Source organism: Xanthobacter aminoxidans (assembly GCF_043193615.1).
Classification (GTDB): domain Bacteria; phylum Pseudomonadota; class Alphaproteobacteria; order Rhizobiales; family Xanthobacteraceae; genus Xanthobacter; species Xanthobacter aminoxidans.
The window spans coordinates 1,545,984-1,562,297 of record NZ_JBAFUS010000001.1 but is presented as its reverse complement, the minus strand read 5'-3'; the positions used below and the strand labels follow the sequence as shown (position 1 = coordinate 1,562,297).

The following is a 16,314-nucleotide window of genomic DNA, read 5'->3' as shown; positions in this document are numbered from 1 at the left end:
CCATGCCCTTCATCGGAGCCGCCATCGTCGGGGCCATCGGCCTCAGCGGATTCGTCGCAACCGCCACCAGCGCGCTCATCAATCTCGGCGTCGCGGCCGGCCTGTCCTACCTGTCCCGCTCGATGTTGGGCGCCACGGCGACGACCGATACCGGCATCAAGACCAATATCGAACTGGGCGGGAACCAGCCGCGCGGCTGCATCTTCGGTGAGACCGGCACGGCGGGCCAGCTGATCTACTGGAACACCGCAAACGAGAACAACAACTACCTCCAGATGGTGTTCGCCCTGGGGGAGGGGCCCCATGAAGACCTGACCCGTATCTGGGTCAACGGCAAGGAGCGCACCCTCACGCTCACGGCCTCGACCGCGTGGTCCAAGACCTATCGCGTCTCCGGCTTCGCCACTTCGAGCGGCGTGCCCGTGCTCTATGTGGATTTCTACCACGGTTATGAGGACCAGCCCGTCGACGCTGATCTCGTCGAATGGGCCAAGCCATCCGACCGCTGGACCAGTTCGGACCGTCTGGCCGGCATCTGCTATGCCAAGGTGCGCGCCTTCTACATCGACACTGCCTTCGACACCGGCGGGGTGCCCACCTTCCTGTTCGGGGTGCGCGGGCGCCGCCTCTACGACTGGCGCAAGGATTCGACGAACGGCGGAAGCGGCGTGCATCGCTGGAGCGACCCCCACACATGGGAATACTCCGCCAACTCCATCGTGCAGCTCTACAATTTCCAGCGCGGGCTCACTCTCGGCGGCGAGCTGATCGTCGGCATGGGCGTGCCGCCCATCGACCTCAGGCTCGACATGTACACGGCGGCGGCCAACGTCTGCGACACGCTGGTGGCAGACCCGGACGGCGTCATGGGGCCGGCCTTCGCCTGCAACACGGTCGTTTCCGCGAACGAGGAATACGGCTCGGTCATCCAGCGCTTCCTCGACAGCTGCGCCGGCTCCCTCTACGAGCGCGTCGGCGCCTATGGCCCCATCGCCGGCGCGCCGCAGAGCGTCGTCTACCCCACCATCACCGACGGCGACCTGGTGGTGGGGCGGCCGGTCAAGTTCACCGCGAAACTGAGCCGGGCCGACCTCATCAACGGGGTCTTCGGCTCCTATGTCTCGCCGGACGACCAGTACCAGATGGTGTCCTATCCGGCCCGCACCGATTCCGGGGCCGAGGCCGAGGACACCGAGATCCGGCGCATCCAGCAGGATGAGCCCACCATCACATCGCCCGGCATGGCGCAGCGGCTGGCGCAGATCCGCCTGAAGCTGGCGCGCCTGCAGGCGACAGCCACCATCACCCTCGGCTTCCGTGCCATCGTGCTCGAGCCCGGCGACTGGGTGCGCTGGAACTCGGCCCGCTATGGCGACCGCACCTACATCATCCTGTCGCTGACGCAGAACACCGACCAGACGGTCACCGTGAACCTGCGGGAGATCGCGGCCTCGGCCTATGACTGGTCGGCGGGCGACGAACTGCCGGCCGGTGCCCCCGGCATCGAGGGCGACACCTCCGGCCTTGCCACGGGTGTGACCGGCTTTTCCCTCTCCGCCCTCACGCTCTCCGGCGCGGGCGGGGCCAAGACACCGGCCATCCGCGTGTTCTGGAGCCCGATTTCCGACCCGACCATCACTGCGGTCCTCATCGAATATCGCATCGCCGGCACCACGGATGCGCTTTCCATCAGCACGTCCTCGGTCGGCAACGGCGAATATCTCATCAGCGCCGGCCTGGTGCCGAACACCTCCTATGAGTTGCGCGCCACCATCGTCACCGTCCCGGTGCGGGCCACCGAATGGACCGACTGGAGCACCGTCAGCACCGGCGAGCAGCTGGCCGGTGGCGTGGTGCCCAACTCCATCACGCCGGCGCAGATGACGGCCGCCACCCGTGAATTGGTGGTGACGCTGACGCAGACGGCGCTCACCTCGCTTCAGGCATCGGTCGCGCAGCTGGCCCTCATCGTCGCCGACGTGGATTCGGCCGGCGACCTCAACAAGCGCGAGCTGGCGCGCTCGCTCACCATCCAGCTGGGCGCGGCCGTCGCCAGCTTCAGCGAGCAGATCACGGCGGCGGTCGGGCCGGATAGCGCCATCGTGGCGCAGATCACCGCCTTGCAGGCGCAGATCGGAGACATCGGCGCGTCCCTGAACGTGAGCTTCGTGGCAGAGGCGACGCCCGCCGGCGCGCTGGCGGCCTTCCGCGTGAAGGCAACCGCGCAGAACGCCGAGGGTGGGTTGCTGATCGTCGCCAAGTCCGGCCCGGGCGGCGTCAACTATAGCGAGGTGTGGATCGACGCCACCCGCTTTCTGGTCACAGGAACCGGGGCCGACCCCACGCCGGTCTTCCTCATCGACACCTCTGACCCGTTGTCTCCGGTCATCGTGCTCAACGGCGCCGTGGTTGCCCCCGAGAGCATCACCGCCGGCAAGCTCAACGTCGCGACCCTCTCGGCCATCGTGGCCAACCTCGGCGAGATCACGGCTGGCGTGGCGCGCTCGGCTGACAACCGCCTGCGCATCGATTTCGACAACGCCCGGATCGTCATCAGCTCATGAGCCCCCGGTTTGTGCTGACGGAGACAGGCGGCAAGCTGGCCATCCGCGCGTCGCGTCCCGGTTTCGACGCCAGCGACCTGACCCTTGGTGGTGAGCAGATCGTCTTCGACAGTTCGTGGCCGGAGATCCTTTCCGTCCTCGCCGCCAGCTGGCAGCTCACCGGCACAGTCTCGGTCGAGACATGGACGGCGGACGGCGGCGTCACCTACACGCGGCGCTACCGCACCGTGACCTTTGCCACCCTGCCGTGGGAGCCGATCTGCATCGGATGGGCGCGCCAGATCAACGGCTCGGGGCAGGTCACATACACGCAGACGCCGAGCGCGTCCTATGTGGACCACTGCACCTTCACGGTTGGAGCGAGCAGCGGCGTCGACACCGCCTACATCATCTTCGCCAACCCGCTGACGCAGGCAGACAGCCGCGAGGCGGATAACGGCGGGAGCTATAATCTCATCGCCGGAGTTCATCCAACCCGCGGGCCGGGACTATTCGTCCCGCGCCGCGGCGCCGACGCCTATACGTGTCCCGACCGAGACCTGCGGCTGACCATCGAGCGCCCGCCATTCCAGATTGCCGAAGCTGGCGCGGTGTGGCGTCCGGCTTCGGCGACCATGACGGTCAACCTGCGCGGCAGTTACCCGGATTTCCCGCCCGTTATCATCATGGCGAGCGAGGACCGGGGCTCGGCGCCATCCGTTGCAGCCGGACCAACAGTCACGTGGGTCAACGCCAGCACGATCCAGATCACGATCACCAGCACCAATGCGCAGGCGTTGCAGTACATCATCCCGGCCTATGACCCGGCCTATGTGCATGGGCCGGATGCTGTCTCCACGCCGCGCGTGCTCATGGACGCGTCGGCAGGGCTGGCAATCAGCCAGCGGAATGTGAACGTGGAGTTCGCGGCGGACTCGCAGCTGCTGTTCCGCGCCTCCCGCCCGGTGCTGCACGTGGCCGAGCGCAAGGCGGTGAACAACGCCGGCGTCGCCGTCATCAGCAAGACGGCGCTCACCACCAACCCGGTGGGGCCGCCCATCGCCTTTTTCGGCGCCTACCGGCTGGGCCGCTGGTGGAGCGCGGCGGGCGGGATCGACATGGAGAACTTCGCGCTTGGGGCGCCCAGCTCCCTGCCGTCGTCTGGCGCCATCAACTACGAGCTGTTCGCCACCATCAACCAGGAGAAGAAGCTCCGGGCGGCGTGGGCGGCGAGCAATTCCACGCCCAACCTGCGCGTCGCCATCGTCGACCACTCGGCCACGCTGCTGGACGACAGCGACCTCTACAGCGGGCCGGCCTTGCAGGCCGAGAGCACCTATGACGACTTCTCCGGCGCGACGGTAGGTTCCGCCCCGCCGGGCTGGACCCGCCGCTATCAGGCGACGACGGGCATGGCGGTGGTGACGAACGCCGTCGCCTCAGCGCTTACCGGCAAGGCGATACGCGTCACCGGCGGCTTCGGCACGCCGTCGGCGTCCACCTATGCCGAAATCACGTTCGATGCGCCGGGAAGCGCCGTGACGGACTGCGAGATTCTGGCCGGCATCCGCATGGTCAATGGCCCCATCGTGTTCCCGATGGAGATCATGTTCCGCCGCTCGGCCTCGTCCACGCACCAGGCGGCGGGGGTCGTCTGCGACGTATCAGGTGGCGTTGCCTCCGGCCAACGCTTGTGGTTCGGGCCGACCTATGACGCGGCGGCCGGCGCCGCCGACTTCGCGTGGGCCTATGACACATGGTACTGGCTCCGGCTCAACATCAAGGGCGACCAGCGCCGGCTGAAGATCTGGCCGCGCGGGAGCGCGGAGCCGACGTTCTGGAACCTCTCCTTCGTCGGTCCCGGCTCCGCCTCCGGCTATGTCGGCCTCACGCAATGGGGCTCCACCACGACGCCCTACGCCTATCTCGACTTTTTCAGCGTCTGCACCACGGGCCGGCCCGCCTGGGGGCCGCTGCCCTGAGGATCGCTCATGGACTTCGCGAACTATTACGGGACGGGCACCATCTCGGTGTCCGCCAACGGCACCGCCGTGACCGGGGTCGGCACGCTCTGGAGCGCCTTGGTCATGCCGGGCGACACGCTGGAGGCCGGCGGCCGGGCGGTGCGCGTCCTCTCGGTGACGGACGACTCCCACCTGACGCTCGCCTATGGCTGGCCTTCGACGGCGCTGGCTGGCTCCGGCTACATGATCGTCTACAACTCGCCCGACCGCGCCACCGGCACCTATGTGGCCGAGCGGGTGCGCGAGCTGATCGAGCGCCAGCGCGTGCTCGACGATGCCGTGGCGACCTATGCGGCGGTTTCGGTCGGCCTCGACACGCCCCCCGGTTCGCCGCTGGAAAGCGACCTCTATGTGGTGGGCACGTCGCCCACGGGCGCGTGGGTCGGCTATGCGGGCTATCTCGCCATCTGGAGCGGCATCGCGTGGCGCTTCACCCCGCCCGCGCAGGGCATGCAGGTGGTGGCGCTCGACACCGACATGATGTGGCGGCGCACGGCGGCCGGTTGGAGCATGTGGGCGCTGGGCGATCGGCTCGCCCTCAACGGCCGCACACCCATGCTGGTGGCGGACTTCGTGCGCGACCAGTACCGGCTCAACGGCTCGGGCGTGGCGGCAAGCGACCTGTTCACGCGCTCCGGCGGCACCAAGCGCGTCATTGGCGCGAGCGGGTTGCTGGAGACGGTCGCGGCCAATGTGCTCGCCATCGACTATTCGACGGGCCGCCGGCGCCTGCTGAATGAGGGTTCCACGACCAACCAGGTGGTGAACTCCAGCACCCCCACCACGTGGAGCAAACCGGGAACCACGACCATCACCGCCAACGCGGCGGTGGCGCCGGACGGCACCACCACGGCGGCGCGCATCCAGGCGACGGAATGGACGGCGATCCCTACGTCTGGCGTCGCGGCATCGACGCTCTACACGAATTCCATCTGGATCAAGAGCGCCACGGGCGCCAACCAGAATGTGCCCCTGACCGTCAATGATGACGGCCCGCCCTTCACCGTGGTGGCGTCCAAGACTGTCGCCATAACGCCGCAGTGGCAGCGGGTGACGATCACCGGCACGGCTCTGGCGACCACCTCCAACTATCGGCTGGTGCTGGGCGCGGGCGACTATCACGTCTGGCAGCCGCAGACCGAGAAGGGGCCGGTCGCGACCTCGCTCATTCCCACATCGGGCTCGCCGGCCTCGCGCGTGGCGGACGTGGTGACGTGGACGGCGGCGGCGGTTGCCGTGCTCAACACCGGCACCACGACGATTGCCTGGCGCGGCATGCTCTCGGGCGCGACAGAGACTTGGACCCTCATGCTGACGGCCAACGCCAATGCGCTCTGGATGATGGCCTACCGAGCAGACTCCACATCGGCATGGTTCACCGCACCCGGCGCCCCGTCCTCCGGCATATCGGTGTCGCCTGTCCCCCTTGGAAAGATCGCTATTTGCGGCTGCTGGGACTCTGCGGGCTGGCGCATGTCCGCCAACGGCTCCGCCCCGGTGTCGGCGGCCGGCAGCGGCGCCGGCGTGATCTCTTCGGTCAATTTCGGCGGTGCCGGCGGCCCTTCGCCCGGCACTGCGCAGTACATCGACGAGATCGACGTGTGGTCCATCGCCGGCAGCGCGGCGGCGGTGCAGGTGCAGGCCCGCGATTGGGACTGATCCTCATGCAGACGATCTATCTGCGCTTCGGCGACCGTGCCGCGGCGCTGGCGGCGCTTGCCGCCGGGCTCGGCTATGGCCCCGCCATCGACCCCGAAGGCGGCGAGACGTGGCCCTCCACCGGCTTCGCTGCCGGCACGCGCTTCGATCTGGTGTTCATGGGTGAGATCCGCGCGCCCACGGGCGAGACCATCGACACACCTTTTGGCCCGTCCCCCGTCACCGCGCCCCTGCCGGGCTACCACGTCAATGTCCTGTGGTGGGGCGCCGAGCCGCCCGACTTCGGCGCGGCTGTGGTGACGCCCGCGACGCCGGCCGGCGTGTTCGCGGCCTGATCGAAACCTGCGGCTGAAAGGAAATCAACGATGGCCATTGTCCAAGAAACCCTGACAGGGCCAGGAAGCACTGCGCCTTTCACGCCAAGTGAGGCGCGGCCGTGGCTCCTCGCGTGGCCGTTCTCGGCCTGGGTGCTGCTTGGCTCTTCATGGTCCGGCCCGCTCTACCTCGAGCGCTCGCCGGATGGCGGCACCACGTGGGTGCCCATCGTCGTGGGCAACACGCAGCTCTATCTCGCCAAGCGCATCGGCTGCACGCCGGCCGAGGAGATTGAGGCGGGGGTCAGCTGGAGGTGGACCGCTGGCGCAAACTTCTCCGGAACCGCGAACGTGAGGCTTTCGTGATGAGCGCGATGGGCATCCTTTCGCAGGGGCTGGCGACCGACCCCGGCAATATCGGTGACACGTGGGCGCAAAGCCGTTCCGCCCTCAAGACCCGCCTGGTGCGGGCGGCCCTGCGCGGTCACAACCTGCATGGCCAGCAGCCTTACAAGGCCCCTCCGCCCTGGCAAACCGACACCCGCTATTATCAGGGCAATGTGGTTCGCACGAGCACCGGCGGTGTCTACGTCGCGATGAGCACCCCGGCAGGGTACAAAAGCGGCCCAAACGAGCCCTCCCATGACGGTTCGGGCGGGGTGACCAATGCATGGGACGGGACGGCCAGCCAGTCGGTGCTCTGGTCCCATGTGTTCACCGCGCCATGGAGCATGGTGGATGATGCGTTCGCACCGACCGTGACGGAAACGCGCTCCGCGTCCCTCCCGGGCGGATACACATCGGCTCCGCCTTGGGTCAACCGGGCTCTGCTCGGGTTCCGAGGCTGCGACCCGCAGCAGCATGTCGCTTCGGGCGGCGTCAATCTCGTCGATTATACGTCCAAGTCCGATGGCTCGCTGAACATTGGCGGGGGGAGCATCGTCTTCGGCTCCGATGCGCCGGGGCATGCCTTTCAGGTATCCTCATCGGGCCAAGGCATCGTGGTGGCGGTGAATGACCGTCTCGTCACAATGGGGGCTCTCGGCGTCCAGCCAGATACCAACAATGTGGGCGTCTGGGGCTGGAACATCATCGATTTCGGGAAGCGCCAGCCCCGCAAATGGGAGATCCTGACCGGTAAGGACACGGCATCCCTTTACGGCCTCGCCGTCCCAGCCGGGGCCCATATCTGGTCCATCGTCGACGATCTCTATGCGGCCCTCATGTCCGACAGCTATTTTGATGGGTCCGCCTATGGTCCGTGGGTGCCCGGGAACGTGTTGTCCGCGTCCTTTGGGCGGCGCATCGGTGTCCCGAACATGCGGCGCTTCGCCAAGGGTGGCACGGGCCTGACTGCCACCAATGGCGGCAATTACACGTTCAGGGAGCGGCTGCCTCAGGTCATCGCGTCCAAGCCCGACCTGGGCATCACCATGGGATCGTCCAACGATGCGGGGCAGAGCTATGCCACCATCTTCGCGGCGGCCACTGACTACCTCAAATATTGGAACGACAACACGCCAGCACCCATGTTCTGGTTTGGCGTGCCGCCCATTGCCGCGGGCACCTACAGCCAGCTTCAGACGGTCGATGGTGCGATCGCCGACGCCTGCGCGGCTCAGGGTGCAATCTTCGAGTCCCTGATGGCTGCGCCCATGCCGCTGTTCACGCATGGGGCGAACAACGCCGGCATCACATGGTCCAACAACAGCACGATCTACTTGGGCGGTGATCTTACTCACCCCGTGGACAAGGGCACCATGTACACGAGGGACGTGATGGTGGACCGCTGGTTCAACTCGATGCTGCCCCGGCTGGCGGCCTGACGCGAGGCGCAAAACCATGAGCAAGACTGCCACCATCCGCGAAGACGGAACCTACGGCCTTTCCGAACCTATGGCCCCGTTCAGCGATGGGCTTTGCTTCTCGGCTGTCGTCATCCGCGAGGCTAGCCCTGAGGTCGGATTGCTGGTGCTCGGCGTAAGCGAGGATGGCCGGGAGCACCCGGCCCCTCTTCTGCCGCCCGGCCAAGAATCCTCACCCGCCGCGGCCCTCGCCGCCCTCGGCTACACGCTGGCCTGACGCTTCCCACATCCCCACCATCCACGCCGCCTCCGGGCGGCCTTTTCATGCCTTGAGGGTGAGCCGGGCGGCCTACGGGCGTGCAGACCGCCCGGCTCGTGTCCACCCTAGTGTCAGGGCAAGGGCAGACACACCCTTTTACCACGGCCGCCTTCGGGCGGCTTTTTCATTTCCCACCACATCAACAGGTGACTCATGGCACGACGCGATATCAACGCGGCGGGGCTGGCGCTCGTGAAGTCCTACGAGAGCTTCGTCCCCTTCGTTTACGACGACCTGCGCCCGGTGAAGGGGGCGCCCTACGGCTACCGGGAGTGGGACGGCAGCAAGCCCACGGGAACGCTGACCATCGGCTACGGCCACACGGATGATGCCCAGCACCCCCTCAAGATAAGGAAGGGCCTGCGCATCACCGAGCCGGAGGCCTGCACGATCCTTGATGCGGACCTCGACGAATGCGAGGACCGTGTGGCCCGCACGGTGAAGGTGCCGCTGACGGACAACCAGTTCGCGGCGCTCGTGTCCTTCGACTTCAACACCGGCGCCATCGCCGGCGAGAAGCAGGCCTCCTTCGTGCGCGCCCTCAACCGCGGCGACTATGACGCCGTGCGCCCCGGGCTGATGCAGTGGGTGAAGTCCAAGGGGAAGACGCTCCGCGGCCTGGAGCGGCGTCGCGAGGCCGAAGGCGCGCTGTTCACCCGGAAGGCCGTGGCTCGGGTCGTGGAGCCGGTCGCCGCCGGCGCGGGCGTCCCCACAGGCACCGTCGTGCCTGACACCCCGGTGGAGGAGCAGCCGCTTTCCAGTTCAGGCGTCATCCAGGGCACCGCCGCGGCCTCGGTCCCCGCTGGCGGCTTCACCGCCGACAAGGCGCTGGAGGTGATCGACCAGGCGCAGGGCGGCATCGACCGGATCCAGGCGGGGACGGTGCTCGGGTTCATTGCCGGCCTCGTGGTCCTCTGCGGCCTCGCCTATGCCGCCTACTCGCGGGCCAAGGCTGCAGGAAGGCTCCCGAAGTGGTGGCCGTCGTGGCTCGGCGGTGAGGCGGCTCCGGCTGCCGGGGTCACGGCATGACCCAGTGGGTGCTCTCCATCATCCCCTGGTGGCTCTACGCCATCGGTGCCGTGGCCGCCTACGTCGCGGCCCGGCGCTACCTCGGCGAGAAGATCGCCCTCGGCTACGCCATCGCCGCCGCGGCCTGGGTGGCGATGGACTATGGCGGCGACTCCCGCGAGGCGTGGTTGCGCGAGGGCGGTCAGATGGCAGTCTCGGACGCCGATGCTGCGGCCGCCAGCGCAGCGGACGCCCACGCCTCCGCCCTTCAATCCCAGCTCGATCAACAGGCGCGAAAGCTCAAGGAGGCGACCGATGCGCTGGAAGCTCTTGCCGGCCGTCCCGGCTGCTCTGCTGATGATGTCCTTGACCGGCTGCCAGGATGGGGTGGCCGGCCTTAGGCGCGCCCTCCCGCCGCTCCCGGCCGTTTGCAAGCCTGTCGAACCGCCGGCCATCCCGCGCGGGACGGACGCGCGGGTGGCGCTCGCCAAGGTGGGGGCGGCCTTCCTTCAGGCCAATGGCCATCTCGCCGCGTGCCGCGACTGGTACGAGGCGGTGCGCGCTCAGTTCGCGAAGGGGTAGCCTATGGGCGACGTCGACACCGATACGCGCGACCGGGTGATCCGCCTGGAGACCCAGATGGAGCACATGGAAAAAACCCTGGCGAGCATGTCCACTAAAGTCGACTCCATGCACGCCCTTCTCCAGCAGGCGCGCGGCGCACGTTGGTTTTTGGTCGGAATCGCAATGGTGATCGGCGCGGCCGGAGGCTTCCTCGTGAAACTCGGCACGATCTTCGGCTGGCCGGTGAAATAGCCCGTCGTCAATTGAAGCGCTGGGGCGCCGTTTCGGTCGCCGACACCTCCCTGGACGCTCTCGCGACCCGCTGTCCTTCGGGGCCGCGGGCTTTATTTGCGTATCTGACCGCAGAATACTTACAATCCAAAGCTGTTCAAGGCATGCTGATGCAACCCGAGTTCAGGGCCTTGGGGGGCACACATGGACAACGAGGCATCGAGGTACATCGCCAGCTTGGCGGTCGAACTCCGAGAAATAGCGCTGCGTGCGGGGCTGATGACCAGTGTCTACTTGCTGGACATGCTGATCCTTGAGAATAAGGGCCGAATAGCGGAAAGCGAAGAGCGGCGCCGGCAAGAGCAGAAGCTCGGCTAGGCGGCATTCCAGAGCCTCGGGTGATCCCTGACCAATCCAGGAGGGTCGATCATGCGCCACATCACGACGGCCATCGTCGGCACCATCGTGGCGGGCTACGGCACGCCCGCCGCGGCGGCTGTGACCGCCCGATATCTGGGGGTGCCGGATATCCCTGTCGCCTCCATGGAGGGAATGGTGGGGTTCGTGCTCGGCCTAATCGGGATGTCGCTGTGTGAGGCGCTGATGCGCTGGGCGCGGATCTGGCGCGATGGGCCTCCGCCTGGGCTTCCGCCGCTTCCGCCGCGCAGCGGCTAACCGAGACCGCCGGGGCGCCGGCGGGAGGCTGCTTCGGTCGCCAATTCATGGGGGGCCAACTTGGCCGCTCGCCTTGGGAAGCGCGAAGTCGTGCAGTGGGTCGGCCGGAGAAGTATCCAGGGCCGAAAAGCTGGCCCCGGATCATAGTTACACCGCGAGACAGCAAGCCCGTCGAATTGCAAGCTGGACCGGCGACGGCGGCAGCGAGGGGTCGAATTCGGAGCGCGGCAATAGCGGAGGCTGCGCCATGAAACGGGGCTGCTGACCTCGGTGAGGTTGTGCTGCATGGACGAGGAAGGGGTGGCACAAATAGACCGTGCCTGCTGCCCCGACGGCCAGATCGACCGGACACTCCTCCGTCGAACGATAGCCATGCGCCGAAAGCTGTCGAAGCGTCGCTCCCCGTTCGCCATAAGGCAGGAGCTCTCTGGCTATCGCGAGATGCGAGCCTCTACGAATCCTTGTCGGCGCATTGCTGGGGCTCACATCAGAAAAGAGGAAGAGCATCAGCAGCGCTCTTCCGCTGCTTTTGACGTTTGCTCTCCATTCCATGAAGTCAGGGTTTTCCAAGCTGAAACTCACGTCCACGTGCCAGCCATCATCGCCCGGGGCATCCGGCGAGGGAAACCTTATCGGGAAGGTGCCAAGGCCGGCGGGAGCCAACCAGCGCCCTTCTCCGACGAGCTGATCATAGGCCGCGTGGAGGCGCGGTGTGTTCGCGGCTTCGACGAAGGGCGCCGACGACTTGAAAGGCACCCGAATGACCGGCTTCGTCCAGGTCTCTGGCTCATCCGGAGACAGGCCGATATCGGCCCACAACTCGTCCCTGCATCGCCGCGCAAGGTCACAGCCAAAGGCGTGATCAAGTTTCACGTAGCCATAGTCGATAAAGGTCCGCACCTGACTGGCAGTCAGGCCGGCCGCATGATCATTGGGCATGTCACATATCTCCGCTCGGCGGTCGCCTGCGCGACGCGCCTCGATCTGATCGGCACAACTGTGCCGCGCTGCACCGGCGTGCTCAGATCAGGGGGAAAAATGTGGAAGCGAACATCATGATGGGCAGGGCTACCATGACACCAGCCTTCGCTTCAAGCGTCGGCGCCCAGCGCACATCGTTCCGATCTGGATCTAATTGCGCTGGTGGGGGCCGGCTCTCGCCACTATCGAAACGTTTAGATTGATCTGCCTTAGGGCATGAGCGGCGAGGAACCGATGCCCAGGACGAGAACGGCCACCTTTGCGGGATCCAGCAGCTACGCAAGCGTTCGCCTGCGCCGTGCAGAGCTCGCGCTCATGGCAATGATAGTGGCCATCTTTGTCCTGACGGTGGGTGTCGGGGCGACGATGGTCTTTCGTGCGATGGGGTACGGACCGCCCGCCCCAATAGACATCGTCCTGGAGGGCGACACTTCGCCGGCAGCAGACGACGACTAGCCCCGATGGCAAGCGTAAAACGCTGCCTGGTTACCGCGACTTGAACTTACATCAGTGGCCGGCCCCGGTTTACCCGACGCCGGCCGAGGTGATTAAATCAGTTCCGCCTCGTGAGCCGCCCCCGCCACGGCTGGGCGGAGGAGGCATTTGGGTGCCGGCTGTAACGCCGCCAAGTGCCATGCCGGGCGTTCTGACCGCGATACGTCCGATCTAGAGAGGGCGGTCAATATGAACGCGATCCGTCATGTCGACGTGAATCCTGTTCTGCGTCGTGGGCTCTAACCTCGTCCTCAATGCGGGCAACGAAGGTGTCCAGCTCAGTCTCCTCAAACACTTCCGGGCTATTCGGGGCACGCTCCAAAATGGCCAACGCTGTCCTGTATGCGTCTGTTAACTTTGGATCCGTCGGCGCGCCAACAATAAAATGAGGCTTGAACCTCTCAGCATCGCCCCCAGCCACCACGGCAGCAAGATGTCCGAGCCACTCGCGCGCCTTTACTTTAATTCCGTCGGCGTCTGCTAGGTCAAAGGATAGGGGCTCGTAGACATGCCATTGACCATTTTTCCACGCATGCTTGAATATAATATCGTCCACTTCTCCATGAATGGATTTTTCCTGGAGACGCTGGGCGAGGTTCTTTTCTTCAAGTTTGCGCCGGACTGGGCGCCAGATGTCTTCATCCGAGCGACGGTGGCGTGGGGGGCAATCATAGCGGGAGACGAAGCGCGCATAGATACGCTCCAGCGCCTGCCCGGGGTCGGCAGTCACACCCGATCCGCTGGGCGACCATTGCAAGGAGCTATCGTCGAGGGGCAGCGCCTTACGAGCGATGGTCGCGGCATCTTGAACATCGGTGAAGAGGTCTGGCGGGCCTTCGTTCCGTGCGACGCCCTGGAGAGCGCGGCGCACGGCGTGCATTGCGCGGACAAAGGCCTTGCGGTCGATGTCTGGAAACACGCCCTTTAGGCGCCCGATTGTGGATCGGGTTTTGAACTTGACGGTGCCGGACGAAGGGAGGAACAGCACGACGCCGACGTTCACGAACTCGCCCGTTAGCACGTCGTGGACGTACCGAAGCACCGTGTAGGTGTAGGTCGTTCTGTCTGTCATGAGAGCACCCGCCTCACTTCCGCCAGCACCCCGTCGATGTTGTCCCGCGCATCTCGGATGAGCTTCGCAGCTACCGACACGGCGGGAGCTGCATTTGCCCACTCGGGCGGAACCGCAGCCTCATAATCTGCGATCCGACCGTCAGACAAGCCCGCCCATGTGGCCCCGATTGGCGACAGGTCGACATTACTCCCTTTTAGGCCTGACCAGAAAATATGCCCGCCGTGCTCAAAGCACGTCAGTCCCCCCAGCCGCCAAGGAGGTATCCACCCGAACAGCGGCAGGCGATGCGAAAACGCCAACTCGTGGTCGAAGATTATCAGATCGTCGCCGCGAACGAGGCAGTTGGGATTGCTGGTTCGCCTGTCAACGTTTTGGATCGCTGCGTCGAAAACGAATATGCCGGCTGCTTTAGGCCGCATCGCGTCCAAAATCTGATTTCCCGAGTTCCAAGCTGCAAATTGTCCCACTGCTAGGCGAGAGCCAAACGCGACAGGAGAGCCGGCAAGGATTTTTGCTCGTCTTGCCGCGTCCGGGATCGTATTCGCCCACTCGGGGCTCACTTCCAAGACAAACGGCTCGGGGATAGGCAGGCCGAGGTCTGCGGCCAAACATGCTGCAAGAACCTCCATCGCGAGGCTGACCTCCCCCTCAAAGCAGCCGGCGGAGAACTTCGCCACTACTTCGACCTCCTCCCCGCTATCGAGCTCGCAGGTGACGAGGGACGGCTCCGTCCTGCCCGATGATGTTCCTCTTTCGAACCGAATGGGGTGAGCCCTTCTCAGCACAGTCCTACTCCCGGCCCGCCGCCTGATTGTGCAACCCTTCCATGAGACAGCGAGGGGTTGCAATAGCAAAGGCTCGGCTTGGATGGCGCGCGGTCTACACGCTATCCTCCCTCGCACCCCGCGCCACGATCTGCAGCGCGTCAGCCCGGAGCGGGCGCTGGAGCACCTTCGCCTCTTGCCACGGAGCACGCATCCAGACATCGATCTCTTGCGGCTCTGTCAGGATCACTGGCATCGCTTTCGGGTGGATGCTGGCGACGGGCTCGCTGGGCTCCGTGGTGAGGAAGCCGAACAGGTCCGCGGTCTCGACGCCCGTCTTCATCTTGCGGACGCAGGTCCATCCCGGCGTCCAGATCCCCGCGAACACGGCCAGGGGGCGTTCCCCCGAGAAGGCGAACCACACGTCCCCACCGGCGGCCTTGTTGAACTCGCTGAAGCTCGTGAAGGGCACAAGGCAACGGTTGTCCGGGCCGAGCCATCGCTGCCAGTGCTTGCTCGACGTGTTGCGGATGTTCGTGGTGCCGCTGTCCGGCTCCAGGCGCAGCAGCTCCTTAAAATCGACAGGCTGGCCCTTGGCCTCCAGCTTCGCCGCGCGCTTCTTTGCAGCTTCCATGAGCGCCAGCTGTGAGGACGGCATGCCCCATCTTGCCATCGCAATCTCGCGCGCACCGTCGGCGCCTGTGCGCACGATGGGCGCCTCATAGTCCGGGAAGATGCCCGGCTGCGGCGGCAAATTGCCCGCGAGGTTTCGCGTCGCGCGCACCAGATCGATGATCGCTTGGACGTTCGAGGTGTGGCTGTAGAGGTTGCACATGGCAGGAGGCTACGGCACAGCGCCGGGCCGGCACCAGCCCCTATATCTCGTGGCTTGTTCTCTTTTCGTTCTCATGGAATCCATAGGCGCAGATCAGCGCCGGAGATTGACCATGTCGAGCGAGCCGCAGCCCGCCGAGCGAACCCCTTTTGACGTCAGCGATGCGGAGATTGAGGAGGCCTTGGCGGCCTGCGACGGCGACCCTCGCGCCACGATCCGCGCGCTCCTCGTCGGGCAAGCCTACCTTGAGCACGAGATGTCCCGCATCCAGGCGGACGCATCATCTGGCTTCCGCCGGCGCCGCCACGCTCTTGGTGATTGAGGTGGGCCGCCGATCAACGCGGTATTGGAGCCCAGCCGACCGAGAAGCCTTCATCGAGGCTGTGGGGACGGTCCGACATCGCATCATTGCCCTGATGAGCACTTGCCCTATCGGATCTCCGGAATACCGTGCGCTTTCGGACCTCATGGAAGCGGTGAACGCGGCGGGCAGATTCCTTGATCTCAAGTGGACCTATCCGGGAGGCAACCAGTTTCAGGAAAAAAGATGAACGACCAGCCTTGGACATCGCCAGACGCGCCGCGCTGGAAGCGATGGGCCGGGAGCGTGATCCTGACCCTCTGCATCGTTGGGGCGTGGATATTGCTTCTCCTCGACCCCATCGTCCGGCTTTGGCACTGGTGGTTTGGTGTCTGAGGTTGCGGCACCATCGAACGGAGCCTCGGCCGGTGATAGCCTCCCGTGACCACCTGTGGGAGGGAATCATGAAGACGCTCGCAATCGCGTTCGCCCTGCTGTCGCTTTCGGCTGTCGCCGCCTCGGCTGACACCTGTGTTGCCAATGCCGACGCGAAGAAGCTCGCCGGCGCGGCGCGTACCAGCTTCCTCACCAAGTGCCAGAAGGACGCGACGGCGGCCTGCAACACGCAGGCGGCCGACAAGAAGCTGCACGGCGCCGCGCAGACGAGCTTCACCACGAAGTGCGTGAAGGATGCCGTCGGTCAATGACAGAGGAGCGCGGC

18 protein-coding genes are annotated in these 16,314 nt (G+C 65.8%); 14 read left to right on the top strand and 4 right to left on the bottom strand.

The features are described 5' to 3' along the window. Positions 1-2 precede the first annotated feature (2 nt). The 12 genes from V5F74_RS07100 to V5F74_RS07045 all read left to right on the top strand — a co-directional run bounded on the left by V5F74_RS07100 (position 3) and on the right by V5F74_RS07045 (position 11,142). Positions 3-2,564 carry a phage tail protein gene (locus V5F74_RS07100; protein WP_394007045.1) on the top strand — a complete coding sequence of 854 codons (2,562 nt, stop codon included), beginning with the start codon at positions 3-5 and terminating at the stop codon, positions 2,562-2,564. Further along, positions 2,561-4,525, top strand: a complete 1,965-nt coding sequence (locus tag V5F74_RS07095; protein ID WP_394007043.1) for a hypothetical protein — start codon at positions 2,561-2,563, stop codon at positions 4,523-4,525. Before V5F74_RS07100 ends, V5F74_RS07095 begins: the two co-directional genes overlap by 4 nt. 9 nt (positions 4,526-4,534) lie before the next feature. Then, positions 4,535-6,226 carry a phage head spike fiber domain-containing protein gene (locus V5F74_RS07090; protein WP_394007041.1) on the top strand — a complete coding sequence of 564 codons (1,692 nt, stop codon included), beginning with the start codon at positions 4,535-4,537 and terminating at the stop codon, positions 6,224-6,226. A gap of 5 nt (positions 6,227-6,231) precedes the next feature. Continuing rightward, on the top strand, positions 6,232-6,561 hold the full coding sequence (locus V5F74_RS07085) for a hypothetical protein (protein ID WP_394007039.1): 330 nt from the start codon (positions 6,232-6,234) through the stop codon (positions 6,559-6,561). A gap of 30 nt (positions 6,562-6,591) precedes the next feature. Continuing rightward, positions 6,592-6,906, top strand: coding sequence for a hypothetical protein (locus V5F74_RS07080; protein ID WP_394007038.1), 315 nt, complete (start codon positions 6,592-6,594; stop codon positions 6,904-6,906). Then, positions 6,906-8,366: a hypothetical protein gene (locus V5F74_RS07075; protein WP_394007036.1), complete on the top strand. Its 1,461-nt coding sequence runs from the start codon at positions 6,906-6,908 to the stop codon at positions 8,364-8,366. The genes V5F74_RS07080 and V5F74_RS07075 overlap by 1 nt, the downstream gene beginning before the upstream one ends. Before the next feature lie 16 nt (positions 8,367-8,382). Further along, complete coding sequence (locus tag V5F74_RS07070; protein ID WP_394007034.1) at positions 8,383-8,622, top strand: hypothetical protein; 240 nt, start codon at positions 8,383-8,385, stop codon at positions 8,620-8,622. Positions 8,623-8,817: 195 nt separating this feature from the next. Beyond that, on the top strand, positions 8,818-9,693 hold the full coding sequence (locus V5F74_RS07065) for a lysozyme (RefSeq protein WP_394007032.1): 876 nt from the start codon (positions 8,818-8,820) through the stop codon (positions 9,691-9,693). Then, a complete protein-coding gene (locus tag V5F74_RS07060; RefSeq protein ID WP_394007030.1) occupies positions 9,690-10,073 on the top strand; it encodes a hypothetical protein in 384 nt (127 codons plus the stop codon). Before V5F74_RS07065 ends, V5F74_RS07060 begins: the two co-directional genes overlap by 4 nt. A gap of 184 nt (positions 10,074-10,257) precedes the next feature. Then, positions 10,258-10,488, top strand: a complete 231-nt coding sequence (locus V5F74_RS07055; RefSeq protein WP_394007028.1) for a hypothetical protein — start codon at positions 10,258-10,260, stop codon at positions 10,486-10,488. Positions 10,489-10,671: 183 nt separating this feature from the next. Then, a complete protein-coding gene (locus V5F74_RS07050) occupies positions 10,672-10,845 on the top strand; it encodes a hypothetical protein (RefSeq protein WP_394007026.1) in 174 nt (57 codons plus the stop codon). Positions 10,846-10,896: 51 nt separating this feature from the next. Continuing rightward, a complete protein-coding gene (locus V5F74_RS07045) occupies positions 10,897-11,142 on the top strand; it encodes a hypothetical protein (protein ID WP_394007024.1) in 246 nt (81 codons plus the stop codon). 147 nt (positions 11,143-11,289) lie between these two features. Here V5F74_RS07045 and V5F74_RS07040 read toward each other — a convergent pair whose 3' ends face one another. From V5F74_RS07040 to V5F74_RS07025, 4 genes are all read right to left on the bottom strand, one after another. Beyond that, positions 11,290-12,081, bottom strand: a complete 792-nt coding sequence (locus V5F74_RS07040; protein ID WP_394007022.1) for a phytanoyl-CoA dioxygenase family protein — start codon at positions 12,079-12,081, stop codon at positions 11,290-11,292. A 721-nt stretch (positions 12,082-12,802) separates the two neighbouring features. Continuing rightward, the gene (locus V5F74_RS07035) at positions 12,803-13,690 is read right to left on the bottom strand and encodes a DUF3037 domain-containing protein (RefSeq protein ID WP_394007020.1); all 888 of its coding nucleotides are present in this window, start codon (positions 13,688-13,690) and stop codon (positions 12,803-12,805) included. Then, entirely contained in the window at positions 13,687-14,679 is a 993-nt protein-coding gene (locus tag V5F74_RS07030) for a HipA family kinase (protein WP_394007018.1), read from the bottom strand. Before V5F74_RS07030 ends, V5F74_RS07035 begins: the two co-directional genes overlap by 4 nt. Beyond that, complete coding sequence (locus V5F74_RS07025) at positions 14,573-15,292, bottom strand: SOS response-associated peptidase (RefSeq protein WP_394007016.1); 720 nt, start codon at positions 15,290-15,292, stop codon at positions 14,573-14,575. The genes V5F74_RS07030 and V5F74_RS07025 overlap by 107 nt, the downstream gene beginning before the upstream one ends. Positions 15,293-15,404: 112 nt before the next feature. Here V5F74_RS07025 and V5F74_RS07020 point away from each other — a divergent pair, with 112 nt between their 5' ends. Then, positions 15,405-15,614, top strand: coding sequence for a hypothetical protein (locus tag V5F74_RS07020; RefSeq protein WP_394007014.1), 210 nt, complete (start codon positions 15,405-15,407; stop codon positions 15,612-15,614). A 443-nt stretch (positions 15,615-16,057) separates the two neighbouring features. Continuing rightward, a complete protein-coding gene (locus tag V5F74_RS07015) occupies positions 16,058-16,300 on the top strand; it encodes a hypothetical protein (protein WP_394007012.1) in 243 nt (80 codons plus the stop codon). The last annotated feature ends 14 nt before the right edge of the window (positions 16,301-16,314 follow it).

Bases quoted from the DNA above. Each gene is read 5' to 3' on its own strand.
- V5F74_RS07100 (WP_394007045.1), top strand. From the start codon at position 3: ATGCCCTTCATCGGAGCCGCCATCGTCGGGGCCATCGGCCTCAGCGGA.
- V5F74_RS07095 (WP_394007043.1), top strand. From the start codon at position 2,561: ATGAGCCCCCGGTTTGTGCTGACGGAGACAGGCGGCAAGCTGGCCATC.
- V5F74_RS07090 (WP_394007041.1), top strand. From the start codon at position 4,535: ATGGACTTCGCGAACTATTACGGGACGGGCACCATCTCGGTGTCCGCC.
- V5F74_RS07085 (WP_394007039.1), top strand. From the start codon at position 6,232: ATGCAGACGATCTATCTGCGCTTCGGCGACCGTGCCGCGGCGCTGGCG.
- V5F74_RS07080 (WP_394007038.1), top strand. From the start codon at position 6,592: ATGGCCATTGTCCAAGAAACCCTGACAGGGCCAGGAAGCACTGCGCCT.
- V5F74_RS07075 (WP_394007036.1), top strand. From the start codon at position 6,906: ATGAGCGCGATGGGCATCCTTTCGCAGGGGCTGGCGACCGACCCCGGC.
- V5F74_RS07070 (WP_394007034.1), top strand. From the start codon at position 8,383: ATGAGCAAGACTGCCACCATCCGCGAAGACGGAACCTACGGCCTTTCC.
- V5F74_RS07065 (WP_394007032.1), top strand. From the start codon at position 8,818: ATGGCACGACGCGATATCAACGCGGCGGGGCTGGCGCTCGTGAAGTCC.
- V5F74_RS07060 (WP_394007030.1), top strand. From the start codon at position 9,690: ATGACCCAGTGGGTGCTCTCCATCATCCCCTGGTGGCTCTACGCCATC.
- V5F74_RS07055 (WP_394007028.1), top strand. From the start codon at position 10,258: ATGGGCGACGTCGACACCGATACGCGCGACCGGGTGATCCGCCTGGAG.
- V5F74_RS07050 (WP_394007026.1), top strand. From the start codon at position 10,672: ATGGACAACGAGGCATCGAGGTACATCGCCAGCTTGGCGGTCGAACTC.
- V5F74_RS07045 (WP_394007024.1), top strand. From the start codon at position 10,897: ATGCGCCACATCACGACGGCCATCGTCGGCACCATCGTGGCGGGCTAC.
- V5F74_RS07040 (WP_394007022.1), bottom strand. From the start codon at position 12,081: ATGCCCAATGATCATGCGGCCGGCCTGACTGCCAGTCAGGTGCGGACC.
- V5F74_RS07035 (WP_394007020.1), bottom strand. From the start codon at position 13,690: ATGACAGACAGAACGACCTACACCTACACGGTGCTTCGGTACGTCCAC.
- V5F74_RS07030 (WP_394007018.1), bottom strand. From the start codon at position 14,679: ATGTCTGGATGCGTGCTCCGTGGCAAGAGGCGAAGGTGCTCCAGCGCC.
- V5F74_RS07025 (WP_394007016.1), bottom strand. From the start codon at position 15,292: ATGTGCAACCTCTACAGCCACACCTCGAACGTCCAAGCGATCATCGAT.
- V5F74_RS07020 (WP_394007014.1), top strand. From the start codon at position 15,405: ATGTCGAGCGAGCCGCAGCCCGCCGAGCGAACCCCTTTTGACGTCAGC.
- V5F74_RS07015 (WP_394007012.1), top strand. From the start codon at position 16,058: ATGAAGACGCTCGCAATCGCGTTCGCCCTGCTGTCGCTTTCGGCTGTC.